Source organism: Streptomyces solicamelliae, assembly GCF_045348655.1.
In the GTDB taxonomy this organism is placed as follows: domain Bacteria; phylum Actinomycetota; class Actinomycetes; order Streptomycetales; family Streptomycetaceae; genus Streptomyces; species Streptomyces solicamelliae.
The window spans coordinates 6294397-6317329 of sequence record NZ_CP160404.1 but is presented as its reverse complement, the minus strand read 5'-3'; the positions used below and the strand labels follow the sequence as shown (position 1 = coordinate 6317329).

Annotated in this window: 23 protein-coding genes; 12 read left to right on the top strand and 11 right to left on the bottom strand. The window is 72.1% G+C overall.

From position 1 onward, the window contains the following. Nucleotides 1–261 precede the first annotated feature (261 nt). Nucleotides 262–417, bottom strand: coding sequence for a hypothetical protein (locus tag ABZO31_RS29120; RefSeq protein WP_406864288.1), 156 nt, complete (start codon nucleotides 415–417; stop codon nucleotides 262–264). A 147-nt stretch (nucleotides 418–564) separates the two neighbouring features. Between ABZO31_RS29120 and ABZO31_RS29115 the strand changes: the two genes are divergently transcribed. Continuing rightward, complete coding sequence (locus ABZO31_RS29115) at nucleotides 565–1131, top strand: DUF4291 domain-containing protein (protein ID WP_406864287.1); 567 nt, start codon at nucleotides 565–567, stop codon at nucleotides 1129–1131. A gap of 94 nt (nucleotides 1132–1225) precedes the next feature. Here the strand turns inward: ABZO31_RS29115 and ABZO31_RS29110 are convergent, their stop codons facing one another. After that, complete coding sequence (locus ABZO31_RS29110; RefSeq protein WP_406865519.1) at nucleotides 1226–1600, bottom strand: FKBP-type peptidyl-prolyl cis-trans isomerase; 375 nt, start codon at nucleotides 1598–1600, stop codon at nucleotides 1226–1228. A 754-nt stretch (nucleotides 1601–2354) separates the two neighbouring features. Here ABZO31_RS29110 and ABZO31_RS29105 point away from each other — a divergent pair. Together ABZO31_RS29105 and ABZO31_RS29100 are read left to right on the top strand one after the other, a co-directional pair. Then, nucleotides 2355–2576 carry a hypothetical protein gene (locus tag ABZO31_RS29105; RefSeq protein WP_406864286.1) on the top strand — a complete coding sequence of 74 codons (222 nt, stop codon included), beginning with the start codon at nucleotides 2355–2357 and terminating at the stop codon, nucleotides 2574–2576. 27 nt (nucleotides 2577–2603) lie between these two features. Next, the gene (locus ABZO31_RS29100) at nucleotides 2604–2711 is read left to right on the top strand and encodes a S1 family peptidase (RefSeq protein WP_406864285.1); all 108 of its coding nucleotides are present in this window, start codon (nucleotides 2604–2606) and stop codon (nucleotides 2709–2711) included. A 115-nt stretch (nucleotides 2712–2826) separates the two neighbouring features. Here the strand turns inward: ABZO31_RS29100 and ABZO31_RS29095 are convergent, their stop codons facing one another. The 3 genes from ABZO31_RS29095 to ABZO31_RS29085 all read right to left on the bottom strand — a co-directional run bounded on the left by ABZO31_RS29095 (nucleotide 2827) and on the right by ABZO31_RS29085 (nucleotide 5716). Next, nucleotides 2827–3642, bottom strand: coding sequence for an ABC transporter permease (locus ABZO31_RS29095; RefSeq protein ID WP_406864284.1), 816 nt, complete (start codon nucleotides 3640–3642; stop codon nucleotides 2827–2829). After that, nucleotides 3639–4625, bottom strand: a complete 987-nt coding sequence (locus ABZO31_RS29090; RefSeq protein WP_406864283.1) for an ATP-binding cassette domain-containing protein — start codon at nucleotides 4623–4625, stop codon at nucleotides 3639–3641. The genes ABZO31_RS29095 and ABZO31_RS29090 overlap by 4 nt, the downstream gene beginning before the upstream one ends. A gap of 764 nt (nucleotides 4626–5389) precedes the next feature. After that, on the bottom strand, nucleotides 5390–5716 hold the full coding sequence (locus tag ABZO31_RS29085) for a GNAT family N-acetyltransferase (RefSeq protein WP_406864282.1): 327 nt from the start codon (nucleotides 5714–5716) through the stop codon (nucleotides 5390–5392). A gap of 132 nt (nucleotides 5717–5848) precedes the next feature. Here ABZO31_RS29085 and ABZO31_RS29080 point away from each other — a divergent pair, with 132 nt between their 5' ends. Next, nucleotides 5849–7216, top strand: a complete 1368-nt coding sequence (locus ABZO31_RS29080) for a helix-turn-helix domain-containing protein (RefSeq protein WP_406864281.1) — start codon at nucleotides 5849–5851, stop codon at nucleotides 7214–7216. After that, nucleotides 7164–8081 carry a hypothetical protein gene (locus ABZO31_RS29075; protein WP_406864280.1) on the top strand — a complete coding sequence of 306 codons (918 nt, stop codon included), beginning with the start codon at nucleotides 7164–7166 and terminating at the stop codon, nucleotides 8079–8081. The genes ABZO31_RS29080 and ABZO31_RS29075 overlap by 53 nt, the downstream gene beginning before the upstream one ends. 816 nt (nucleotides 8082–8897) lie before the next feature. Here the strand turns inward: ABZO31_RS29075 and ABZO31_RS29070 are convergent. From ABZO31_RS29070 to ABZO31_RS29060, 3 genes are read right to left on the bottom strand one after another with little or no spacing between them, the layout of a single operon-like run. After that, entirely contained in the window at nucleotides 8898–9191 is a 294-nt protein-coding gene (locus ABZO31_RS29070; protein ID WP_406865517.1) for a DUF6193 family natural product biosynthesis protein, read from the bottom strand. Between the two features lie 25 nt (nucleotides 9192–9216). Further along, nucleotides 9217–9600 (bottom strand): DUF488 domain-containing protein, encoded by a 384-nt coding sequence (locus ABZO31_RS29065; protein WP_406864279.1) that lies wholly within the window; start codon nucleotides 9598–9600, stop codon nucleotides 9217–9219. Between the two features lie 57 nt (nucleotides 9601–9657). Continuing rightward, nucleotides 9658–10299: a TetR/AcrR family transcriptional regulator gene (locus ABZO31_RS29060; RefSeq protein ID WP_406864278.1), complete on the bottom strand. Its 642-nt coding sequence runs from the start codon at nucleotides 10297–10299 to the stop codon at nucleotides 9658–9660. Nucleotides 10300–10552: 253 nt separating this feature from the next. On the opposite strand from ABZO31_RS29060, the gene ABZO31_RS29055 reads away from it, so the two are divergent. Continuing rightward, the gene (locus ABZO31_RS29055; protein WP_406864277.1) at nucleotides 10553–11554 is read left to right on the top strand and encodes a DMT family transporter; all 1002 of its coding nucleotides are present in this window, start codon (nucleotides 10553–10555) and stop codon (nucleotides 11552–11554) included. A gap of 15 nt (nucleotides 11555–11569) precedes the next feature. On the opposite strand, the gene ABZO31_RS29050 is transcribed toward ABZO31_RS29055, so the two are convergent. From ABZO31_RS29050 to ABZO31_RS29040, 3 genes are all read right to left on the bottom strand, one after another. Then, the gene (locus tag ABZO31_RS29050) at nucleotides 11570–11977 is read right to left on the bottom strand and encodes a hypothetical protein (RefSeq protein ID WP_406865516.1); all 408 of its coding nucleotides are present in this window, start codon (nucleotides 11975–11977) and stop codon (nucleotides 11570–11572) included. A gap of 185 nt (nucleotides 11978–12162) precedes the next feature. Next, nucleotides 12163–12948 (bottom strand): transglutaminase domain-containing protein, encoded by a 786-nt coding sequence (locus ABZO31_RS29045; RefSeq protein ID WP_406864276.1) that lies wholly within the window; start codon nucleotides 12946–12948, stop codon nucleotides 12163–12165. Between the two features lie 59 nt (nucleotides 12949–13007). Next, nucleotides 13008–13574: a DUF4188 domain-containing protein gene (locus tag ABZO31_RS29040; protein ID WP_406864275.1), complete on the bottom strand. Its 567-nt coding sequence runs from the start codon at nucleotides 13572–13574 to the stop codon at nucleotides 13008–13010. Nucleotides 13575–13698: 124 nt separating this feature from the next. On the opposite strand from ABZO31_RS29040, the gene ABZO31_RS29035 reads away from it, so the two are divergent. The 6 genes from ABZO31_RS29035 to ABZO31_RS29010 all read left to right on the top strand — a co-directional run bounded on the left by ABZO31_RS29035 (nucleotide 13699) and on the right by ABZO31_RS29010 (nucleotide 22889). Beyond that, nucleotides 13699–14448 (top strand): MerR family transcriptional regulator, encoded by a 750-nt coding sequence (locus tag ABZO31_RS29035; RefSeq protein WP_406864274.1) that lies wholly within the window; start codon nucleotides 13699–13701, stop codon nucleotides 14446–14448. Between the two features lie 189 nt (nucleotides 14449–14637). Then, a complete protein-coding gene (locus ABZO31_RS29030; protein WP_406864273.1) occupies nucleotides 14638–15648 on the top strand; it encodes an SPFH domain-containing protein in 1011 nt (336 codons plus the stop codon). Further along, entirely contained in the window at nucleotides 15645–16544 is a 900-nt protein-coding gene (locus ABZO31_RS29025; protein ID WP_406864272.1) for a hypothetical protein, read from the top strand. The genes ABZO31_RS29030 and ABZO31_RS29025 overlap by 4 nt, the downstream gene beginning before the upstream one ends. Nucleotides 16545–16876: 332 nt before the next feature. Continuing rightward, the gene (locus ABZO31_RS29020) at nucleotides 16877–17734 is read left to right on the top strand and encodes a GNAT family N-acetyltransferase (protein WP_406864271.1); all 858 of its coding nucleotides are present in this window, start codon (nucleotides 16877–16879) and stop codon (nucleotides 17732–17734) included. A gap of 462 nt (nucleotides 17735–18196) precedes the next feature. Next, nucleotides 18197–19897 carry a S8 family peptidase gene (locus ABZO31_RS29015; protein WP_406865515.1) on the top strand — a complete coding sequence of 567 codons (1701 nt, stop codon included), beginning with the start codon at nucleotides 18197–18199 and terminating at the stop codon, nucleotides 19895–19897. 202 nt (nucleotides 19898–20099) lie between these two features. Beyond that, nucleotides 20100–22889 (top strand): helix-turn-helix transcriptional regulator, encoded by a 2790-nt coding sequence (locus ABZO31_RS29010; protein ID WP_406864270.1) that lies wholly within the window; start codon nucleotides 20100–20102, stop codon nucleotides 22887–22889. Nucleotides 22890–22933 lie beyond the last annotated feature (44 nt).

Sequence of the window (22933 nt, the reverse complement as noted above, 5' to 3'; positions counted from 1 at the left end):
GGCGCCTGTGGACGGACCTGATTTCGTTGAGGAGCGCGGACATGTGGTCGGGGGGTGTCAGCCGAGGGCATGCAGGGTGCGCTGGGCGGTGGCGCGGAGGTGGTCGAGGACGTCGGGGTCGGCGTCGAGGGTGTAGTCGGCGGTGAGGCCGGCCATGGTCTGGGCGATGCCGGTGAGGGAGTCGTCCGAGGCGTCGACGAGACAGGTGAGCTCGTCGACGGGGCGGATGCGGGTGGCCAGGTGGCGGGTGTGAGCGCGGACCTACTCGGCAGAGGCGCTCACGGTGACGACGGCGCGGTGGCGGGTGGGGACGGCAGCGAGCCTCCCGGCGACGAAGGCGACGGGGTCGTCACCGGGCAGGGCGCGGGCGGGGACGCTACGGCCGGTGGCGGTGATGCGGTCCAGGCGGAAGACCATCGATCGCCTCAAGAGGCACCGGGCCGTCGCCCCAGGCTAGGACAAGCTCGCGGGCCGCTACGAGGCGACCGTCCTTGTCTCGGCCATCAACGAGCGACTGCAAAATCGACTCGCTGTGCCCGCAGGGCAGATGGCAGAGTGCGGCGCATGACGCCCCGGTATCAGATTCGTGCCGACTTCGACGCTCGCACGATCGTGGTCTATCAGGCGTATTCGCCTGCCCTAGCTGACGCGGCACTGCGGGCGGGCCGCTTCGTTGCGCCGTTCTCTTTCCACCGGATGACGTGGATCAAGCCGTCGTTCATGTGGCTGATGCACCGCAGTAACTGGGCCCGCAAGCCCGGCCAGGAACGTGTTCTCGCGGTGCGGATGACCCGGGAGGGCTGGGAAGACGCCCTGTCACAGGCCGTGCTGACGACCGCCGACCCGGCAGCGGTGCACCACGCGGCCGTACATGTCCAGTGGGACCCGGAGCGCTCCCCGCGCGGAGCGGCACTGAACCACTACAGCATCCAGGTCGGCGTCGGCCGCCACCTGATCCGCACGTTCACCGACGACTGGATCGTCAGTCTCACCGACCTCACCCCCCAGGTCCGCAAAGCCTCGGCGCTGATGCAGACCGGGCACGCCACCAAAGCGCAGCGACTGTTTCCTACGGAGCGCACCTACCCGATGCCGCAGACACCGCAAGACATCGTTTGCCCAGGTAGATGACTGGAAACGCGCGAGGGGCCACCCGCGGCTCACCACATCACCAGCACTTTCACTGGAAGCCGCCGCTCGTCCGCGGCGGCCCCCGGCGGTGGTGTCAGCCGACGGCGAGGAGGTCGACAACGAAGATCAGGGTCTCGCCCGGCTTGATGGCCGGTGTGGGTGAACGGTCGCCGTAGGCCAGGTGGGGCGGGATGACCAGCTTCCGGCGGCCGCCGACCTTCATGCCCTCCACACCCATGTCCCAGCCCTTGATGACTCTTCCTGCTCCCAGCGGGAAGTTGAAGGCTTGGCCGCGGTTCCAGGAGGCGTCGAACTCCTCGCCGGTGGAGAAGGACACGCCCAGGTAGTGCACCGACACCGTTGAGCCCTTGGTGGCCTCGGCCCCTTCGCCCACCGTCAGATCGGTGATGTCCAGAACTGCGGGCGGGTCGCCCTGGGGAAAATCGATCTCCGGTCGCTCAAGCGCCATCGCTCGCTCCTCGTTCTCGGGGTCTGCCGCCCTGCCGTCGGCCGGCACGACTGGAATGGTCACCGTCGCATGCGGCCCAGCCAGATCGTGCCGAAATCCCCACTGAGGACCGTTCGGGGGACTCCATGACACCGTCTTGGCTCAGTCAGCGGAGCGCGCTCCGAACCGCTGGGGACGGCGCGTGCCTCCCGAACCCGGGCTCTGGCGCGACCTCCGTGGTTCTGTGGCAGCGGTTGCCGGTGTCACGGATATGGATTCGTCCTCAGGTGACGACGTCTCTACTCTGAATCGGAGCGGGGGTGCGCGCGTTCCCGTAGCTGCGGTGCCGTGGCAGAGGAGCCCATTGCGATCGACGCGAGGTCCCGCTCACGTCGACTGTCGGAGACGGGGCGGACCTGCTTCCAACTGCCCGCGGGTTCGCATCCCGCCGGTACGGCAGCCGACCTGAGGTCGGCCCACCCCTTTCCAAGGTCCTGACGTCTCATGTCAGGAGTCGGCGTCAGGACCGGAGCCCCCGCCCTGATCGAGGTCGGCGACGGCCGTACCTTCGCGCGTACTCCTCCGGTTGGGTGGAGTCCTTCCAGTCGGGCTTGTTCTCTCCAGTCCGTCGTCGGAGGAGGGGTGACACGGCGCGTCTCTGCCGCCGCTTTGCCTCCGCCTCGAGCTCGTGAACTTCCTTGAGCGTCCAGGACTTTGACTCCCGTCACCGGTACATCCCGGAGTGGGTGCCCCCTTCTGTGAATACCCAAGCGGAATGCCGTTCTCGCGGGGGCCGGGGCGGTGGGCGTCGCCCAGGAAGATGAGCGCCGCCTCGGCCGCGGGACTCCTTCCACGGCTCGGCGAGCAGCTCGGCGACTCCTACGGCGGCGCGTATTACGACGCGGACAGGCAAGCGCTCGTCGTCAACGTCGTAGGCGACGACGACAAGGCCGACGCCCATGTCGAGAAGGCCAGCGCCGTCGCGCGCAGCGTGTAGAACAGCCTCTCCGCTCTCGCCTCCGCGATGGACTCTCTCCGCGGCGAGGCGTCGGTCCCGGGCACCGCCTGGGCCGTCGACCCCAGGACGAACCAGGTCCTGGTCACCGCTCGCCGACCGTACAGTCACCGGTGAGCGCTGGGACACCGTGGAGAACGCGGTCCGTGGGCTGGGCGACGGGGTCGCCCGCATCCAGAAGTCGAAGGGTGAGTTCAAGCCCTTCATCGAGGGTGGGCGTTCCGAGGCGGAGTCAGCGGCTGCGGGAGTTGTAGACGCGCATGGCGAGCGGCATGAAGACGGCTGTGATGCCCGCAGCCCAGACCAGTGACCACGTGACGGACGAGCCGACCGGCGTGCCCAGCAGGAGCCCTCGGAACGCGTCGGACAGGTGCGTGACGGGATTGATCTCGACCCACGCCTGGAGCCACCCCGGCATCGTCTCGACCCGGACGAAGGCACTGCTCGTGAAGGTGACCGGGAAGATGATCGTGAAGGCGAAGACCTGCACCTTCTCGGCGTCGCCCGCCAGCATGCCGATCAACACTGCTGTCCAGGAAACGGCGGCGGCGAAGGTCAGGAGCAGGAGCGTCGCGCCAAGGAAGCCGAGAGCGCTTCCGGTGAGCGTGAAGCCGAGCAGGGTGCCCAGACCGATCATCAACAGCATCGCCCAGAGTTGCTTCGCGAGGTCGGCGGCGATGCGTCCATAGAGAGGCGCCGCTCGGGCGATGGGGAGGCTGCGAAGGCGGTCGAACACTCCCTTCGTAAGGTCGGCATTGAGCGACATCGCGGTGTACATGCTCATGAACAGGGTGTTCTGCACGATGATCCCGGCCAGCGCGTACTGCAGGTAGTCCTGCGGAGAGCCGGCCATCTGTCCGCCGAAGACGTAGGTGAAGAGGAACACGAACATGATGGGCGTGATGCTGTAGTCGACGAGCTCCAGCGGGTTGTGCTTCACCGAGATCAGGCTCCGCCAGGCCATCGTGGCCGTCTGCCGCAGCGCTGCCCCGACGCGGACGCGGTTCCCTCCGCGGATGGTCGTCTCCGTGAGGTTGATGCCGGTCATGACGGACCCCCTGTGGAGGCGTAGTCGTCATCGGGCGCCGCTGGGGCGTTCGCCTGCGCCTTGTGGCCGGTCAGGGCCAGGAACACCTCGTCCAAGGAGGAGCGGCGCAGGGTGAACTCGCCCACGGCTATACCCGCCTGGTCGAGGCGCCGCACGACGCGGGGCATGAGTGCCTCGCTGGTGACGGGGGCGATGACCCGATGGTCCTCGATCGCGGTCTGCGGACCGGCCTCCTCCGCCACAAGCGCACGGACCCGTGCCAGATCGGCCGTGGCCACGGGCAGCACATTCAGGACCTGCCCTCCGACCTGCGACTTCAGCTCGTCGGGGGTGCCCTCGGCGATGACGCTGCCCTGGTCGACGACGACGATGCTGTCGGACAGGCGGTCGGCCTCGTCCAGATACTGCGTGGTCAGCAGTGTGGTCATGCCTTCGGACACCAGACCGCGCAGCATCCCCCAGACCTCGCCACGGCTATGGGGATCGAGCCCGGTGGTCGGCTCGTCGAGGAACAGGATGCGGGGCCGCCCCACCAGGCTCGCCGCCAGGTCGAGGCGCCGTCTCATCCCGCCCGAGTACGTCTTCACGGCGCGCCCCGCCGCCTCTTCGAGATGGAAACGCTGGAGCAGTTCGGCCGACCTCGCCCTTGCTTCGGCGCGTGGCCTGCCGAGAAGGCGGGCGATCATCACCAGGTTCTCGGTTCCGGTCATGTTGTCGTCCACCGCGGAGAACTGGGAGGTGAGGCCGATCAGGGACCGGACCTGGCGAGCCTGGCTCACCACGTCGTACCCGCCGACCTCGGCATGGCCCCCGTCAGGATTCAGGAGCGTGGCGAAGATCCGAACCGCTGTGGTCTTGCCGGCGCCGTTGGGGCCCAGCAGGCCGAGGACAGTGCCTGCCGGGACTTCGAGATCGATGCCTTTGAGTGCGGCGGTCCCCTTGAAAGTCTTGGTGAGACCCACCGCCCGTATCGCGTGTGTCATGGAGTCACCCCACTCGTCGAGGAATCACCCCTTCCACTGTGCCCGACGCATCTGACAGCCACCGGCTGAGGAGGCCCCTGGCACCTGGCCATGAACGCCCGCCGGGGCTTCCGGCCCGTACCGCAAGCTGCCGTAGAACCCTCTGGCTGCGCCCGCGACACGCCACGGTCGCCGCGTCACGCCGTGCCCGCATGAGCGCGCGTCGACCCCAGCCGGCCGGAGCAGCCCGGGCGCCGCCCCTTTGGCCTAGCTTCGCCGCCCGAGGCCGCCGCCACCGAACTCCCCGGCTCCGACGAAGGCGCATGCACCGAGCCGGACCAGGACACGAAGGGTCCGCCCCGACCGGCAGGCTGATCAACGCCGGAGGATGCGCCCATGTCCTGTCGCCTTGCGGCCGAGGACCCCCATTGTTAAAGAATGAGCAAAATCGAGCATGAGACCGGCGCCCAGGGGGCGCTTGTCTGCCCGGCCTGCAAGCAGCCAGTCAGCACGACCGCGAAAAGACGGAGGACCCGGAACACCCCGCACACCAAGACCACTGACGCAGCCAAGTCCCGGGACCGGCGACGCTGCTTCAGCTGCCTGTATCCCAGCCTTCCTCCGCCCGTCTGTAAGAGAGCTGCAGCGACTGCTTAGTGGCCGGCGCTCGAAGTCCTTCGGGGGTTGACCTCAGAGCAGGACTTGTGGCGAGACCGGTCCGGGAGTCTCGGTTGCAGAGCGGGGCAGGCTGCTGCCAGGGTAGGGCCGCTGTGTCAGCACCCCCGCTACTGCTGCTTCCACTGCTCCTTGGTGATCTCGTACCGTACGCCTCCGTGCTCGGAGCCCTCGATCATCTCCATGTCGGAGGGAGCAGGGATGGTGTCCGCGAGCATCATTCCGAGCTTCTCCGTGATGTTGCGCGAACCGTGGTTCACGGACATCGTCGCAGCCCAGACCGTGCGCACACCGAGCTCTGTAAACGCCTTGCCCAGCAAGGCCCGCGAGCCCTCGGTGGCATAACCCTCCAGCTCGATCAGCAGGTCCGCGTCATCGGCAGTGAAGCGGCGCAGGGCCAGGCTCGGTCTCCAGGTAGGTGTCCACGAGTCGATCATGGCTGAAGCAGAGTCGGGCAGCCCGGCCTGGTGCCGGCCCGTTCCCCGTCGCCTCGCAGGGATCGGTCCCGTTCCTCCCATGCCCCTCGCCTCTGCCGTGCCCGTCGCGCTGACCGCCACCGACTGAAGAAGATGGCTTACGGCCACAAGACCCCGCATCAGGCCCGGCAGCGGGCAACCAGCGTGCTGTGGGCGGCCCGAGGGCATCCCAACGCCCGAATAGCCGTGGGGACGCGGCTGCACGTGGACACGGTGCGCACCTGGCCGGGCCGCTTCGCCGCTGGAAGGCTGCCTGCTCTGGCCGACCGCAAGCGGTCGGGCCGGCCGGTCTCGTTCACCGCGTTGCAGGTTGCCGAGGTCAAAGCGCCGGCCCGTCAGTTATTCGCCGAGACCGGCGCGCCGCTGTCGCGCTGGTCGTGTCCGGAGCCGGCCCGGGAGGTGGTCGCCCGGTCCATCGCCGGGTCGATCTCCCATTCCACAGGCCGGCAGGTGCCGAACCTGCGGCCGCACCGTCCCGCTCAAGAAGGGTGCCTGTGCCAGTGCCAGGCCCGCGCCATACCGCGTACCTGGCAACGCCCCGACCTCACCACCGCGGCCACCACAGGGCAGCAGCTGTTCCTCGCCGACCATATCCGCCGCGTCCATCTCGTCACCCGCGGCCATCTCACCGAGTGGCTCGCCCGGTGCGCCACACCCCACAACGAGGCCGTCGCGCTACGGAGCATGTTCAAGATCCTCAAGAGTCAGCGGCTGCTGTCCACCAATCCCGCCCGCGGCGTGAGCCTCGGCGCCAGGCCGTGCACGGTGCCCCAGCCGCTGGGCCGAGAAGCGATCAAGTCCATGGCCGAGGCTGCGGCCACCGACCCCGCCCTGAAGCTACTGATCGCCCTCATCGGCATCCATGCGCCCTACCCCCACCAAGCCCGAGCACTGCCCGTGTTCGCCATCGACTTCATCCGCGGCCGGCACGCCCTCGGCGACATCGACCACCCCCTCGACACCTTCACCCGACAGGCCGCCGCCGACTGCATCGAGTTGCGGCGCGAACGCTGGCCGGACACCCGCGACCCTCACCTGTTCATCAGCTCGCAGACCGCGTACTCCCGCGCAGCGGTCACCATCGGCTGGATGCAAGTCGTGCTGCGCGGCCTCCCGCTCACCGCCCAGCGACTCTGTGAGAACCGGATTCTCGGATCTACGCGGCGATCGTGGACTTGCTCGCGGGCCATCTGCCGGCAACGGACCGGGGGGAGGGCTCTCCCGGGTGGCGCCCGTGGCGGAGCTCTTCGTGGGGCGGCCACGAGGGCCGTTGTCAGAGGCGATTGGCAAGATTGCGGCCATGAACGTCACTCCTGTCACTCCGCCACGGCCGATCGATGTTGTCGCGGTCTTTCCTCAACTGGCCCCGTTGGCCCGCACGGCGACCCGCCTGCACCCCCGCCCTGGGGTGCCGACGTGGCACGACAGCTCGATCGGCGGGCCGCTGCTGTGGCCCGCTGAGGAACCGTGGCCGCACTGCGAGGAAGCGCATGTGGTGGATGGCATCAACCCAGCCCAGTCCCCGGCGGATCTGCGGCTGGAACGACGCATCTTCGCGGCCTCGCACGGCCGGGACATGACTCCGGAGGAACGGGAGACTCTCGAGCGGATCCGGCCCCCTCAGACGTATCCGGTGAGGCTGGCGGTCCAGTCGTACGACAGCCCCATAGCCATGCTGCCCGTCGCACAGCTCTACGCGCGGGATGTGCCCGATCTGAGCCCGCCGGAGGGCAAGGACCTTCTCCAGGTTCTGTGGTGCCCCTTCGATCATCCGATCATGCCCAGGACCCTCCTCTTCTGGCGTTCCGCAGCCGCCGTCACCGACATCCTCGACACGCCTCCCGAGCCGCCCGCAGTGCAGTTCGACGGCTATCTACCGGCACCGTGCGTGCTCGAACCGGAGCAGATCACCGAGTACCCCGACCATCTGGAGCTGAGCGAAGAACTGCAGGAGCAGCTCAAGCAGTGGAGTGTGCCGCAGGCAGCAGAGGAAGACATGGACCCGGACACGTACTACGACTGTGTGCTGTCCAACGCACCCGGCTGGAAGGTGGGCGGCTGGCCCGCTTGGAACTCCACCGACCCCAGCCCGCAGCCCTGCTCCGTGTGCGGCACCGACATGGAGGTCCTGATGACCGTCGCCACGTTCGAGGAAGGGGACGACGCCGGGAACAGCTGGTCTCCGCACCCCCACCCAGGTGCTGCACCGTACCCCGGCCACCGCGGCTACAACGCGACCGGGGTCCAGATAGGCAGCGGCTACCGGCAGCATCTGTTCGTCTGCCCGGCGAAGCCCGAGCATCCGCACATCGAGTTGATGACGTAACCCGTCTGCGGTGTGCAGTATTTGGTTGACCTGTAGGAACGCGACCTCCGACGCGTCGAGTTCGCGCGCAGGTGAGCTCGCATTACCTCCACGAGGGTCGGTAGACGAACGTAGGCACATCCTGACGGTGCCCGACCGGCCCATAGCTGCGTTTCGTCGCTACATCGGCGACTCCACCCGCTCCGAGATCGACTACGCCCGGACCCTGGGGCAAGCCGGTCCGCTTCACGCACCCTGCCGTCGATCCGACTCGCACGTCGCTGCCGGAAGGCACGTGCGAGAGCGGCTCGTCGGCGCCGACGTCACCTTCTCCATAACCTCGGTGCAGCCGATACCCGGCATGCACGCCTACGAGCTGCCTTGGCGCTGCGGCTGTCGCAGGGCTCCGGTGATCTCGGGGTGATCGAGGCGCTCGCCGACGTGCGGAGTTCCCTGGACCGGGCTTCGGCGCTGGGCGTCCGGATGCTTCGGCCGCGCACGCGGCTATGGCAGCGTTCCCGCTCGCGTTGCCGGTCGAGGCGGTACAGGCCGCAGGGAACGACTCCACCGCGCTGGTGACCGAGCGGCCGGCGGACGATTGTCGCGAAGCAGCGCACCTCACTCGTCACCGAGCTCGTTCCTGCGAAGAACCGCTCACCCAACGCTGCCACCGCCAGGAACCTGAACCATGTTGCAGAACCGGATCAGCGTTCGTCGTCGGCCGTCGTCAGCTCAGCATCAGGACGGCGGCCAGCGTCACCAGGCCCTGGGAATCGCCCCAAGGCCTGGGGTGTTCGCCCGGTACAGGGCGGTAGCGGCCAGCAGGTCCCATGACCTTCAAGATCGTGCGTCGTCGGGAAGACCCTCCATGACGAGCGCCACCGCCTCTGCCGCACTGTCCAGCTCCCGCAACCGTCCGTCGGCGAACCGCACCCGGTAGCGGCCGTTCCCGAGCGGCATGGCCCGCGGCAGGTCGTGGCAGATGGGGGGCGCGGCCCGGCGGCTGAAGGTGAGCCAGTACATGCTCGGTCCCGGTGACAGGGCCCGACGAGACGAGAGTGCGTGAGGCGCCGAGGCGGGAGGGTCACGTCCGGTCCCGCCTGCCGTCGCCGCGGTCCGTCGCCGCGTCAGGAGGCGGCTCGTCCGGTTCTCCGGGTCAGTGCTCCGGGGTCGTCAGGGCGCGCTCCAGGACCGTGGTGTGGCTGTGGGACGGGTCCTTGGCGGCCGTGAGCAGGGTGACCGGGCCGGCCGCGACGAGTTCGCGCAGGCGGTCGAGGGCGGCGGCGGCCTCGGGGGCGGCGAGTTCCTGCTCGTACCGCCGACGGAACTCCTCGTACTCCCCCTCCGTGCCGTGGTACCAGCGGCGCAGTTCCGTGGACGGGGTGAGGGCCTTGGGCCACTCGTCGATCTCCGCGTCGGTCTTCTTCAGGCCGCGCGGCCACAGCCGGTCGACGAGGACGCGGGTGCCGTCGTCCGGCTCGGGCGGGTCGTAGATCCGGCGGACGCGGAGGTCTGGGGTGCGGGCGGCGTTGCGCGGCATGGCACCAGGGTGCAGGGGTGACCGGGCGGGCGCACGCGGACGTGCCGGCCCGCGGGCTCACTGCTCGTCGAGATCGAGTGCCGGCAGGATCACGGACTCGATGAACGCGGTCATCGTCTCCGGTGTGTCCGCGAACCGCTCTTCCAGGACCCGTTCCACCCGCAGCATGCCCATCAGGCAAGGGGCGACGAAGGCGGTCGCCGGGTTGTCGGGGGCGAGCTCGCCGCGCTCCACACCGCGGGCCAGCATCGCGTCCACGGCGGCGACCTCGGGCTGGATGACGGTCTCGTAGAGCGCCTCGCGGAGGTCGGGGTGGCGGACGTACGCCTGGCTCACCGCCTCCATCAGCTCGGCGTCCCGGTCGCGCCGGCAGGAGGCCAGGCGGGCGACCTCGCGGAGGTCGCCGATGAGGGTGCCGGTGTCGACGCCGGCGAAGTACGGGCAGCGGTTCTTGGTGAGGGCGGCGGTGACGAGCTGCGGTTTGTTCTTCCACTGCCGGTACAGCGTGGCCTTGCCGCACTTGGTGCGGGCGGCGACGCCCTCCATGGTCACGGCGTCGTACCCGCCCTCGCGGAGGAGGTCGAGCACCGCCTCGAACAGCTCGGTCTCCCGCTCCGGGGTGATCTTGCTGCGCCGGGCCGCGGCGGTCGCGGCATCGGTGGACACAGCGCGCGTGGTGGACGCGGCCTGGGGGGTCATCGCTGTCTCCCTCGGGCGATGGGGGTGCACATACGAGAGTAGGGGGTGCACAATCGAGACGCAACCGTATCGAGACGTTTGCGTCTCGATGAATACGGATCTACGCTTCCACCGTTTGTACCGATTCGACGGTCACAAAGAGCCAGCGCAAAAGGGGCCGCCTCATGGGTGCCGGAAGAGACACGGGAGGAACCGGGAACTCCGGCATACCCTCGACCGGGACGTCCCCGCGCCGGGCCGCGGAGGCCCTCCGATGAGCGGCGTCGGCGGCACCCTGACGGCCGTCCTGCTCTCGCTGGTCTCCGCCGTCGGGTACGCGCTCGCCGCCGTGGCGCAGGCGCGCCTCGCGGCCCGCGCGGAGCCGGGGCGGGGCTCCCTGCGGGCGCTGCTGCGGCACGGTGGCTGGTGGGCGGCGGTCGGCCTGAACGCGGCGGGCGCGCTCGCGCACGTGGCGGCCCTGCACTACGGGCCGCTGACGCTGGTCCAGCCGCTGGGCGCACTGACGCTGGTGGCGGCGCTGCCGCTCGGCGCGTACGGCGCACGGCGCCGGGTGACGCGCGGCGAGTGGCGCGGCGCGCTGTGGACGCTGGCCGGTCTGGGCGGCCTGATCGCGGTGACGGGTCGGGCGACGCCGGGCGACGCGCTCAGCCTGAACGAGTCGCTGGCGGTCGCGGCGGCCACGGCGTCGTTCGTGGCCCTGGTCACCGCAGGCCGCCGGTCCGGGCGGGGGCTCGGGCACGCGACGGCGTCGGGGGTCGCGTCCGGTGTGGCGTCGGCCCTGACGCAGACGCTGACGGCGGCGCTGGCCCTCGAACTTCCCGGCGGACCGGTGCCGTGGTGGCAGTCGGCGCTGCTCGCGGTGCTGATCTCCGGATTCGCGGTGGGCGGCCTGCTGCTCTCGCAGACCGCGTACCGGGCGGGGCTCGCCGCGCCCCTCGCCGTGGTGAACCTGTCGAACCCGGCGGCCGCGGCGATGATCGGGGTCGTCCTGCTGGGCGAGTCGTTCCGCGGCGGGGTGTGGGGCTGGCTGGCCGCCGCGGCCGCGTCGGCGGTCGCGGCACGGGGCGTCGTGCTCCTCACGGCGGCCCCGCCGAGCGTCGTGCCGCGGCCGGAGGACTCCCCCGCCGCGGTCATCACCGAGGGATCCGCACGACCGATCGCGGACGGGCCCGTACGGCCGGTCACCGGAGGCCCCGTTCAACCGGTCACCGACCCCGCGGGCGCCGCGCCGCTCCCGGCGAACGCCGCCGGCTGAGGTCGGGCGCGCCGCTCAGGCGGCGCGGGCCCAGGGGCGGGTCATCAGCATCTGCGTCAGGGCCAGGGTGCTGAGCGCGAACATCAGGATCCCGAGCGGTACATGGAACTCCGGTATGTGGGCGATGCCGAGGACGACCTGCACGGACGCGAGGACGAGGAAGCCGGTCGCGTACCAGACGGGCCGGGCCGGACCGCCGCCCGGCCGCCACGCCAGGATCGCGGCGAGCACGTAGAGCATGGCCGCGCCGTACATCACGCGCGAGCCGACGTCGTGCAGCATCGCGCCGAGCGACGAGGTCAGCAGCGCCCCGGCCGTGGCCGCCTGGAAGAACAGGGCCAGGGTCTGCAGGGCGACGGAGACCTTCAGGAAGGTGACCGCGCGGGGTGCCGCCGCCGTTGTCCGTCTCGCCGTGCTCGCCATACTCGCCATGAGGGGTCCTCTCGGGATGTCCGGAACTCGTCGGTGATCAGTCTGACGAGACCGGCATCGGCGCGGCGAGTACCGGGGACGACGCGACCCGCGCAATTTCGGACGCGGCCATCACGCAGGCCGGCACACGGTCGCCCCCAGGACGAGCGGCGGCCGCCCCGCAGGAGGAACTGCCGTCAGGCGCCCGCCGAACGGCGGCCCAGCAGCGGTTCGGCGACCAGGCGGGCGGTCGGGCAGAGCGTCTGGCCGTGCCGGGCGAAGAGCGCGTCGCGGGAGTCGTGGTGGCCGAGGTCGGCGACGACATGGCCCGCGAGGTCGCAGGCCGCGTCGGCGCCCCCGCCCGCCGGGCAGGCGACGACGCCGTCCCAGTCGACGGCGGTGCGGGAGAGCGCCTCGAACAGCGTCTCGGGACCGGCGTTGGTGAAGCCGCCGCCCGGTCGGGTGCTCAACTCCTCCAGCCCGCCGAAGAGCTCCGACACCGGCAGCCAGGCGTCGCCGATCCGGAACTCGGGCCAGGCGAGGACGACATGGTCCGGGACGAGCCGCCGCATGCGCGGGAACCGCGGGTACCAGAGCGCGCCGTCGACGAGCAGTCCGCGCACACGGGTGGCGACGCCGCCCGTCCGGGCGACCGCCTCCAGGACGGCGAGGCGCTGGCTGCACGAGCCGCGGCCGCGCCGCAGCACCTCGGAGACCGGGCGCTCGTCCTGCACCGAGTACACGGGGCGGACGGTCGCGGAGATCCGGCGGTGCGCCCGCCGCAGCAGCTCCAACTGACGCTCCGCGGGCCAGGGTCGGGCGTCGGCGACGGGCGGGGCGGCCTCGATGCAGCGCACCAGCTCGGTGACGCGCGGGTGCAGCCGGTCGAGGATCGGCGTGGGCTGCGTGCCGCCCGCCGCGTCCTCCGCCGGCGTCGCGACGGGGAACGTCCGGCGGCGCGGCCGGAGTATCGAGCTCGTCATGGCGGCCATTGTCCCCGGCCGTCCGGGCGGGCGTGCAACCGGTCCCCCGCTCCGCCCCGCTACTCGCGCACGGGCACCGGGTTCCCGTGCCCGGAGCGCTCCAGCTGGGTCAGACCCTGGACCGCGCCCACGCCCGTCGGGTGCATGTCGCCGTACAGCGCGTGGTACGCGCCGGGGCGTACCGAGTACATCTCGTGCCAGATCCCGATCGCGCCGTCGCTCGTGGCGTACCGCGCCCAGAACGCCTCCTCGGCGGGGCGGTGGCCGCGTTCGCCGTCGCCGGCGAAGGCGCGGATGTCGCCCGTGCGCCGCCAGTACTGGACGATCATCACCTCGCCGAGCTCCGGGCCCATGAGCAGCCGGTAGCCGAGGAGTCCGCTGTCGGGGTCCTCTTTGAGTTCCTTGAGCATCGCGGGCATCGCCGTCACGACCGGGAGCCAGTGGCGCACCTTGCGCAGGCGGTTGATGCGCGCGCCGATCAGGAAGACCGCGACCGGTTCGCTGTTCTCGGACATGACGAGCCCCGGCCGTACCCGGCGGCGTTCCGCCCGGGTCTCCGGGCCGCCGCGGCGCCATGCGGGTGTGGCCGCAAAGCGCATGAACTCCCTGAAGCCGTACCGTGCCATGGTCCGTCCCCCTTCGAGCGGGCCGGTGATTGCCCGCCCACCTCTTAGATAGCGGCACTATCCTTGACGTGGGAGAGTAGAACCGATCGGCAGCCCTGTCGACCCGTGGAACGGAGAATCTTCCTTGCGCCTCTCGGAGTTGAGCCATCGCAGCGGGGTCTCGGTGGCGACCGTCAAGTACTACCTGCGCGAGGGACTGCTGCCGCCGGGCACACCCGTCACCGCCCGCCAGGCGGAGTACGGCGAGGAGCACCTCAGGCGGCTGCGGCTGATCCGCGCGCTGCTCACGGTCGGCGGGATGACGATCAGCCAGGCGCGGGACGTGCTCGCGGTGGCGGACGACCCCGCCTTCAGCCGGCACGAACAGCTCGGCATCGCCCAGTACATGCTGCCGCCGCAGGTCACGCCGCCCCCGGAGGACGACCCCCAGCAGCCGGAGTGGGACACGACGCACGAGGAGCTGCGCGGACTGCTCGCCGAGCTCGACTGGCGGGTGTACGACGAGGCACCGGCGATCAACACGCTCACCCGGGCCGTCGTCGCACTGCGCGACCTGGGCTACCCCTTCCCGCTGGACTCCGTGCGACAGTACGCGGAGGCACTGCATCCGATGGCGGAGGTGGAGGCCGGGCTGATCGAGGAGCAGTACCCGGTTCTGGAAGAGGCGATCGAGGCGATGGTCGCGTACACGATGCTCAACGAGCCGGTCCTGCTCGCCCTGCGGCGCCTCGCGCACGAGGACGTCACGGCGCGCCGGTACGGCCGGGGACCGAAGGGGGGCGCGGACGCCAAGCCCGAGCCGGACGCGCAGCCGGGGCGGGACGCGCAGCCGGAACCCTCGGAACCGGGGCCGGATTCGAAGCCGGACCGGTAGCCGGGCCGGCAGTCGAACCCGACCGCCGGAGCAGACCCCGGCCCGGACTGCCGCCCGGACCGAACCCCCGGCCCACTCGACCTCGACACACGCGCCCCCCGACCCACTTTCGTCACCTTGACGAAAAGGCCGGAGTCGCCATATCGTCATGTCGACGACAACTCGACCCGACGAGTCTGGGGGGACCCCATGGCCGACATCACCAAGCGCGCCGGCTGGCGGCACCTGCGCTCCGCGCCCACCGCGCACATCCGGCACCACCGGCGCGGAAAGCTGGTGCACGACGGAACCGGACTCAGTTTCTGGTACCGGTCGCTGTCCGCGGCGCTCTCGGAGGTGCCGGTCAACGACCGGGAGCTGACGATGGCGTTCCACGCCCGTACGGCCGACTTCCAGGACGTCAGCGTGCAGTCGACCGTCACGTACCGGATCAGCGAGCCCGAGGCGGCCGCGACCCGGCTCGACTTCTCGATCGACCCGGACACCGGCGCGTGGCGCGGGGCGCCGCTGGAGCAGATCTCCACGCTGCTCACCGAGACCGCCCAGCAGCACGCCCTCGACGTGCTCGCGCGCACCCCGCTGTCCGCCGCGCTGGTCGACGGCGTGGCGGCGGTACGGGACCGGATCGCGGCCGGGCTCGAGCAGGAGCCGCGGCTGCCGGCGACCGGCATCGAGGTGGTGGCGGTCCGCGTGGTGGCGATCCGGCCGGAGCCGGAGGTGGAGCGGGCGCTGCGGACGCCGGCCCGCGAGCAGATCCAGCAGGAGGCGGACCGGGCGACGTACGAGCGGCGCGCGGTGGCGGTCGAGCGGGAACGGACCATCGCCGAGAACGAGTTGGCGAGCAAGATCGAGCTGGCCCGGCAGGAGGAGCGGCTGGTCGAGCAGCGCGGTACGAACGCGCGACGCGAGGCCGAGGAGAGCGCGGCGGCGGACGCGGTGCGGGCCGAGGCGGAGGCCGGGCGCAAGGTGCGGCTCGCCCGGGCGGACGCGGAGGCGGCGCGTGAGGTCGGCGAGGCGCGGGCGCAGGCGCAGGCGGCCTGGCTGCGGGTGCACGGCGAGGTGGACGCGACGACGCTGCACGCGCTGGCGGCGACGCGGCTGGCGGAGAACCTGCCGCGGATCGACAGCCTGACGCTGTCGCCGGACGTGCTGACGGGTCTCCTTTCGAAGCTCGGCGGCGGGAACGGAGGCGGGGCGTGAGCCTCGCGCCGCGGGCGGTGATCGTCCACCGCACCACGGAGTACGGGGAGTTGCTGGCCCGGCACGGGACGCACGGGCAGGCGGCGTTCTTCCTGTCCAGCCGGGGCCGGGACATCGAGGAGGTGCGGGAGCGGCACGAGCGGACCCGGGGGGCCCTGGCCGCGGTCGCGGCGGCGGTGCCGCTGCAGTGGCGGCAGAGCCGGGTGGAGCGGGCGGATCTGGACAGGTTCCTGTTCGGTCCGGAGGACGTGGTGGTCGTGGTCGGCCAGGACGGGCTGGTGGCGAACGCCGCGAAGTACCTGGCCGGCCAGCCGGTGATCGGGATCGACACGGACCCGGGGCGGAACCCGGGGGTGCTGGTACGGCACCGGGCGCGGGACGCGGCACGGCTGCTGCCGTCGGCGACGGCGGAGCGCGCGGCCGTGGACGAGCTGACGATGGTGGAGGCGGTGACGGACGACGCGCAGCGGCTGGTCGCGCTGAACGAGATCTACGTGGGCCCGCCGGGGCACCAGACGGCGCGGTACCGGCTGGGGCCGGACGACGGGCGGACGGCGGCGGAGGCGCAGGCGTCGTCGGGGGTGCTGGTGGGGACGGGCACGGGCTCGACGGGGTGGCTGCGTTCGCTGTGGCAACAGAGCGGCAGCGGTCTCACCCTTCCGGGGCCTGCGGATCAGCGGCTGGTCTGGTTCGTCCGCGAGGCATGGCCGTCACCGGCGACCGGGACCTCGCGGGTCGAGGGGCTCCTGGGCAGGTCGGAGGCCCTGCGGCTGACCGTGGAGTCGGACCGGCTGGTGGCGTTCGGGGACGGAATGGAGGCGGACGCACTCGAACTGACGTGGGGTCAGTCGGTACGGGTGGGGGTGGCCGGAACCGCACTGCGGTTGCTTGTGTGAGCCGTGGGGTTCGCTAGGGTCGGCCCGGCGGATTCAGACCGCACGAACCGTGAACGGGCGCACCGGGCCGGGCATCCGGGGCGGCGCGTCATGGACGGCACGCTCCGTACGGCGCGCTCCGGACGCGCGTCCGACCCGGTTCGCCCGGACGGGACGTACCGGGCAAGGCGTTCGAGGCGGTGCGCTCCGAGCGGGACGTTCCGACGGGGCGTCCGGGCCGGGGCGCGTCGCGAGGGTCTGAACCCGTCGACAGGTCCGAGGGCCCCGCCCGAGGGCCGGCCACGACAGACGTACCCGACGGCGCAGACCCGCCGCCCGCCCCTGGAGGCCCCATGACCCGGTCCGCCCTCGAGGTCACCCGTGCGAGCCTGGCGGACTGGGAGTTGGTGCGGGAGTGGGCGGCGGCCGAGGGGTGGAACCCGGGGCTCGACGACGCGCCGGCGTTCTTCGCGCAGGACCCGGAGGGCTTCTTCCTGGGGCGGGTCGACGGGGAGCCGGTCTCGGCGATCTCGGTGGTCAACTACGGCGACGCGTACGCCTTCCTGGGCTTCTACCTGGTCCGCCCCGACCTGCGGGGCCACGGACACGGCCTGGCGACCTGGCGCGCCGCGCTGACGCACGCCGGGGACCGGACGGTGGGGCTCGACGGGGTGCCCGACCAACAGGACAACTACCGCCGCTCCGGCTTCGCCCTGGCACACCGCACCGCCCGCTGGGTCGGCGAGGCGCCCGCCCCGGAGGAGCCCGCGCCGGACGTCGTCCCCGCCGCGGTGCTGGGCGCTGCGGAGCTGCGCGCGTACGACAGCGCCTGCTACCCGGCGGAGCGCCCGCGCTTCCTGGACCGCTGGCTGACCACGCCGGGGCACCGCGCCCTGGCCCGCGTCGTCGACGGCCGCCCGACGGGCTACGGGGTGGTCCGCCCCGCCGAGGACGAGGCCCGGATCGGCCCCCTGTTCGCCGACACCCCAGCCGACGCCGCCGTACTGCTCGACGCGCTCGCGGCCGAGGCGGCCGCGCTCGGCGCGCCGCGCATCGCGATCGACGTCCCGGAGGCCAACGAGGCGGCCACCGCCCTCGCCGCCTCCCGCGGGCTCACCCCTTCGTTCGAGACCGCCCGGATGTACACGGGCCCCATCCGCCCCATGGCCCACGACCGCATCTACGGCATCACCACGCTCGAACTGGGCTGACCACCCCGCCCCCCTCGGGGCGGCGATCCCCCGCCCCTCCCCCACCCCCCTCGGGGGGCGACAAGGGTTTTCCCCGTATCGGGTTCATCTCTGATTTCCCTACTGTCTGCCGCACCGGCAGATCCCCACCTCCGGCCTGTGCCTGACAGGTGCATGTAGAGGGCGTAGGTGGGAGTGCTCCGGTGGCGGCCTTGACCCGGGCCGTCATGCCGGCGGCGGCGCAGGGCCCCCCAAGCCCAGGGAATCGTGGACCGCGACCCCCACACCCGCACCGCGGTTCCCGCGCCGCCCGCCAAGGCTCCGCAAACGTCGTAGCTGAAAGGGCAACACACCTTGAACGGTTCCAGGCGGAGACTCATATCCGTCGTGGTCGCGAGCGCCGCGGTACTCGGCGCAGCCGCCACCTCCACCGTGGCGCTGGCCGCCGCCCCGGCTCCCCAGCCCGCCCCGGCCCCCCAGGCCATGACGGCGCTCCCCTCGGCCCCGGCCGAGAAGGTCATCGTCACCTACAAGGCCAAGACCGCCGAGGCCGGCTCCAACGCCGCCGCCAAGGCCGACGCCGCCGAGAAGGGTGCGGAGACCGGCGAGAAGCTGACCTTCGAGCGCCGAGTGCTCGGCGGCGCCGCCGTGGTCGACCTGGCCGACGACGCCACCAAGCAGGACGTCAACGAGGTCATGGCCGCCTTCCGCGCCGACCCGTCCGTCGCCTCCGTGGAGCCGGACGTCCGCGCCTACGCGATGGCCGTGACCCCGAACGACACCGACTACGCCAAGCAGTGGGACCTCTTCGAGCCCACCGGCGGCATGAACGTTCCGCCGGCCTGGGACAAGACCACCGGCTCCGGCGTCACCGTCGCCGTCATCGACACCGGCTACGCCGCCCACACGGACCTGGCGTCCAACGTCGTCAACGGCTACGACTTCATCTCCTCCTCCGCCGACGCCCGTGACGGCAACGGCCGCGACAGCAACGCGAACGACGAGGGCGACTGGAACGCCACCGCCGGCGAGTGCGGCACCGGGTCCCCGGCGTCCAACTCCTCCTGGCACGGCACCCATGTGGCCGGCACCATCGGTGCGGTCACCTCCAACTCCAAGGGCATCGCCGGCATCGCGTACAACGCGAAGATCCAGCCGGTCCGCGTCCTCGGCAAGTGCGGCGGTTCCTCCGTCGACATCGCCGACGCCATCACCTGGGCGTCCGGCGGCACCGTGTCGGGCGTCCCGGCGAACCCGACCCCGGCCAAGGTCATCAACCTGAGCCTCGGCGGCGCCAGCTCCACCTGCCCGAGCGTCTACCAGAACGCGATCAACGGCGCCGTCAGCCGCGGCACCACCGTCGTCGTGGCGGCGGGCAACAGCAACGCCAACACCTCCGGCTTCACGCCGGCGAACTGCTCGAACGTCATCACCGTGGCGTCCACGAGCCGTGAGGGCAACCGCTCGTACTACTCGAACTACGGCACCATCGTCGACGTCTCGGCCCCCGGCGGCGAGACCCGTCGCGCCACCGACACGCCCGGCACGGTGACCACCCCCGAGAACGGCATCTACTCCACGCTGAACTCGGGCGCGACCACCCAGTCGCTGGAGAACTACAAGCCGTACCAGGGCACTTCGATGGCCGCGCCGCACATCGCCGGTCTCGCCGCCCTGCTCGAGTCGGCCAAGAGCTCGCTCACCCCGGCCGAGATCGAGTCCGCGATCAAGGCCAACGCGCGTCCGCTGCCCGGCACCTGCTCCGGCGGCTGCGGCACCGGCATCGCCGACACCGCGAAGACCGTGGAGGCCGTGACCGGCACGACCACCCCGCCGACCGGCACCGTCTTCACCAACGCCGCGAACGTCACGATCTCGGACAACACCACCGTGTCGTCCTCGATCGCCGTCACCGGCCGGACCGGCAACGCGCCGGCCGCCCTCAAGGTCGCGGTGGACATCAAGCACACCTACCGCGGTGACCTGGTCATCGACCTGGTCGCCCCGGACGGCACCGTCCGCAACCTGAAGGCCTCGTCCTCCTCGGACGGCGCCGACAACGTGCTGACGACCTACACCGTCGACGCCTCCTCGGAGGTCGCCAACGGCACCTGGAAGCTCCAGGTCCGCGACGTGTACTCGGGTGACACCGGCTACATCGACTCGTGGAGCCTGACCTTCTGATCACCTCCTGACCCACCCCCCACAACCGCAACACCGCTGGTCAGGGGCGCGTCCGTGGTCTAAACCATTGGCGCGCCCCGCAGTTGGGAGCGGAGCCCGCTGTCCGAATGACGGACAGCGGGCCTTTACTGTGCCCGTGACCTCCGTATCCTCTGCCCACACACGGGAACAGCGCCCGGGTGCGCCAGAGGGGGTGGGGGACATGACGACAGCGCCCTACCGCGCCGCGCCGGTCGGCCGTCAGGAACTCCTCTCCCGGCTCGACCACGTCCTGCTCGCACGTGGCCGCGCCCTGCTCACCGGCCCCGCCGGAGTGGGCAAGACGGAGATCGCGCTGGCCGCCGCGGCCCGCGCCGAATCCCGCGGCGAGACGGTGATCTGGCTCGCCACACAACCGTCCGACCGGGACATCCCGGGCGCCTCCGCCGCCGCGCTCGTCGCCTCCGTCGGCCGCCCGGACGTCCTGGACCGGCTCCCCGGCCCGCAGCGCGGCGCCGTCGCCGTCCTGTGCCGCGAGGCGCCCGCCCCGGAGGACGGCTGGGACCCCATCGCACTCCGCCTCGGACTCGGCCAGCTGCTGCGCGAGCTCGCCGCCGACGGCCCCGTGCTGCTGGTCCTGGACGGTGTGGAGCGCGTCGACGCGGACAGCGCCGATCTGCTCCGGTTCGCCCTGCACCTCGCGCCGCCCACGCTGCGCGCGATCGCCGTCGAGACCCCCGCCTGCGACGCCCCGGACGCCCCGCAGCTGTGGGTGCCGTCCGAGGCCGACGTGCTGCTCGTGCCGCCGCTGCAGGCGGATGAGATCGCCGAGCTGCTGATCCACCACCGGCTGCCGTCCCGGATGGCCGGCCGGATCCACAAGGCCAGCGGCGGCAATCCGCGCCTCGCGCTCGCCGTGGGCCGCTCGCTGGCCGACGCCCGCACCCCCGTGCACCACGCCGAGGCGCTCACCCTCTCCGGCCGGGCCCGCGACCTCGCCCGCCAGCTCCTCGACACCACCCCGGCGCACGTACGCGAGACCCTGCTGCTCGCGGCGCTGGCCCTGCGGCCCTCGACGGCCCTGATCCGCCGGGCCGGGCGCCGGACGGCCGAGGCCGATCTGATCGCCGCCGAGCGGGCCTCCCTGGTGTCCCTCGGCGAGGACGGCACGGTCGCCTTCACCGCGGGCGTCCTGCCCTCCACCCTCGTCCACGACGCCTGCTGGGCCGCGCGCAGCGCCGGGCACGCCGCGCTCGCCGAGGTGGTCGACGACCCCGTCGAGGCGGTACGGCACCGGGCCCTCGCCGCCGACGCCCCCGACGCGGCCCTCGCGGCCGCCATCGGCGTCGCCGCGGAGACCGCCCGGCGCCGCGGCAACAGCGCGCTCGCCGCCGAACTCGCCCTGCTCGCCGCCGAGACGACGCCCGTCGAGCACGGGCCCCGGCGCATCGCGCGGCTCGTCGACGCCGCCGAGGAGGCCGCCCGGGCCGCCCGCGCGGACCTCGCCGTCCGCGCCGCCACCGACCTGCTGGCCCGGGACGCCGCTCCGCCGGACCGGGTCCGGGCCCGGCTCGCGGTCCTGGACACCGCCGGCCAGGGTCTGACCGGGCTCGACGAGATGTACGTGCACGCCATGGAGGACTCCGACACCGACCCGGCGCTGCGGTCGGCGGTGCTGCTGCGGCTGGCCGTCAAGTACGTGCTGGCGGACGGCGATCCGGTGCGCTCGCGCACGGCCGCCGTCGAGTCGGCCGCGCTGGCCTCGTCGATCGGCGACCCGCGGACCGCCGCCCGCGCCCTGACGGTGCAGGCGCGCATGGACCGGGTGCTCGGCTCGCCGGACGCGGAGACGGTGCTGGAGCAGGCGCGGGCCCTGGAGATGTCCGAGCGGCCGCTCGGGATCCGCAACGCCGCCCAGATCCTGACGATCCGTCATGCCCTGTTCGACGCCCGGCTCTCCGACGCCCGCGACGCGCTCAACGCGCTGCTGCCGCTGGTGCAGCGGCGCGGCCCGGTCGAGGACGCCATCGAGCTGTTCAGCACGCTCGCCGAGATCGAGTCCCGCAACGGCATGTGCGCGGCCTCGCTCGCGCACGCCGGGCAGGCCCTCGCGCTGACCCTGGAGGCCGGGCTCTCCCCCGGCCCCGCCTGGTACGGGCTGGCGCTCGCCGAGACCGCGGGCGGCAGCTTCGCCCGGGCCGCGAGCTACGCCCGGCGCAGCGTGCAGGCCTCGGAGGAGGAGGGCGACCACGTGTTCCTCTCCCGCAGTCTGTACGCCCTGGGCCGGGTGCAGCTGGTGAACGGGGACGTGGCCACCGCCCTGGAGACGCTGCACCGGGTGCGTACCGAGGAGCTCGCCCAGGCGACCGTGGATCCGTCGATGCTGCGCTGGCACGAGGAGCTGGCGGAGGCACTGGTCGCCGGGGACCAGCCGGACGCGGCCGAGGAGTTGCTGGCCGAGGTGCGGCCGGTGGCGGAGCGTCTGGGCCGTACGGCGGTACTGCTCGGACTGGACCGGGCGGAGGGCCTGCGGCTCGCCGCGGTCGGCCGGGCGGACGAGGCGGCGGAGCTGCTCGCGGGGACCGCGGAGCGGTTCGACGCGGCCGGGCTGCCGCTGGAGCGGGGCCGGGCGCTGGTGGCGCTGGCGCGGGTGGAGCGCCGCCGCAGGCGCCGGTCGGCGGCGCAGAGCGCGCTGCAGACGGCGGCCGCTGTGTTCGAGCGGGCGGGTGCGACGCCGTGGCTGGCGCTCGCGGCGGAGATGCCCTCGGCCCGTACGCCCGTGGAGCCGGCCCCGGCGGGCGAGCTGGCCCTGGCCTCGCTGACGGAGGCGGAACAGCGCCTCGCCCTGCTGGTCGGTCAGGGCGCGAGCAACCAGGAGGCGGCGGCCAAGCTGTTCCTCAGCGTCAAGACCGTCGAGGCCCGCCTCACCCGCATCTACCAGAAACTGGACGTCCGCTCCCGAGCCCAACTGGCCACCGCCCTGGGCGCGGCCCGGGGGCACGTGGCGCCGTAGGCGCGGGCGCGGGACCGGGACCATCGACATCCTGGCCGGGCGGG

What these genes read in the sequence shown, in the direction of transcription:
- ABZO31_RS29060 (WP_406864278.1), bottom strand. Translation starts at nt 10,299, where the DNA reads ATGACCCCCCAGGCCGCGTCCACCACGCGCGCTGTGTCCACCGATGCC.
- ABZO31_RS29120 (WP_406864288.1), bottom strand. Translation starts at nt 417, where the DNA reads ATGGTCTTCCGCCTGGACCGCATCACCGCCACCGGCCGTAGCGTCCCC.
- ABZO31_RS29065 (WP_406864279.1), bottom strand. Translation starts at nt 9,600, where the DNA reads ATGCCGCGCAACGCCGCCCGCACCCCAGACCTCCGCGTCCGCCGGATC.
- ABZO31_RS29010 (WP_406864270.1), top strand. Translation starts at nt 20,100, where the DNA reads ATGACGACAGCGCCCTACCGCGCCGCGCCGGTCGGCCGTCAGGAACTC.
- ABZO31_RS29090 (WP_406864283.1), bottom strand. Translation starts at nt 4,625, where the DNA reads ATGACACACGCGATACGGGCGGTGGGTCTCACCAAGACTTTCAAGGGG.
- ABZO31_RS29045 (WP_406864276.1), bottom strand. Translation starts at nt 12,948, where the DNA reads ATGACGAGCTCGATACTCCGGCCGCGCCGCCGGACGTTCCCCGTCGCG.
- ABZO31_RS29015 (WP_406865515.1), top strand. Translation starts at nt 18,197, where the DNA reads ATGACGGCGCTCCCCTCGGCCCCGGCCGAGAAGGTCATCGTCACCTAC.
- ABZO31_RS29100 (WP_406864285.1), top strand. Translation starts at nt 2,604, where the DNA reads ATGGACTCTCTCCGCGGCGAGGCGTCGGTCCCGGGCACCGCCTGGGCC.
- ABZO31_RS29115 (WP_406864287.1), top strand. Translation starts at nt 565, where the DNA reads ATGACGCCCCGGTATCAGATTCGTGCCGACTTCGACGCTCGCACGATC.
- ABZO31_RS29095 (WP_406864284.1), bottom strand. Translation starts at nt 3,642, where the DNA reads ATGACCGGCATCAACCTCACGGAGACGACCATCCGCGGAGGGAACCGC.
- ABZO31_RS29030 (WP_406864273.1), top strand. Translation starts at nt 14,638, where the DNA reads ATGGCCGACATCACCAAGCGCGCCGGCTGGCGGCACCTGCGCTCCGCG.
- ABZO31_RS29080 (WP_406864281.1), top strand. Translation starts at nt 5,849, where the DNA reads ATGGCTTACGGCCACAAGACCCCGCATCAGGCCCGGCAGCGGGCAACC.
- ABZO31_RS29105 (WP_406864286.1), top strand. Translation starts at nt 2,355, where the DNA reads ATGCCGTTCTCGCGGGGGCCGGGGCGGTGGGCGTCGCCCAGGAAGATG.
- ABZO31_RS29055 (WP_406864277.1), top strand. Translation starts at nt 10,553, where the DNA reads ATGAGCGGCGTCGGCGGCACCCTGACGGCCGTCCTGCTCTCGCTGGTC.
- ABZO31_RS29050 (WP_406865516.1), bottom strand. Translation starts at nt 11,977, where the DNA reads ATGGCGAGCACGGCGAGACGGACAACGGCGGCGGCACCCCGCGCGGTC.
- ABZO31_RS29085 (WP_406864282.1), bottom strand. Translation starts at nt 5,716, where the DNA reads ATGATCGACTCGTGGACACCTACCTGGAGACCGAGCCTGGCCCTGCGC.
- ABZO31_RS29020 (WP_406864271.1), top strand. Translation starts at nt 16,877, where the DNA reads ATGACCCGGTCCGCCCTCGAGGTCACCCGTGCGAGCCTGGCGGACTGG.
- ABZO31_RS29110 (WP_406865519.1), bottom strand. Translation starts at nt 1,600, where the DNA reads ATGGCGCTTGAGCGACCGGAGATCGATTTTCCCCAGGGCGACCCGCCC.
- ABZO31_RS29040 (WP_406864275.1), bottom strand. Translation starts at nt 13,574, where the DNA reads ATGGCACGGTACGGCTTCAGGGAGTTCATGCGCTTTGCGGCCACACCC.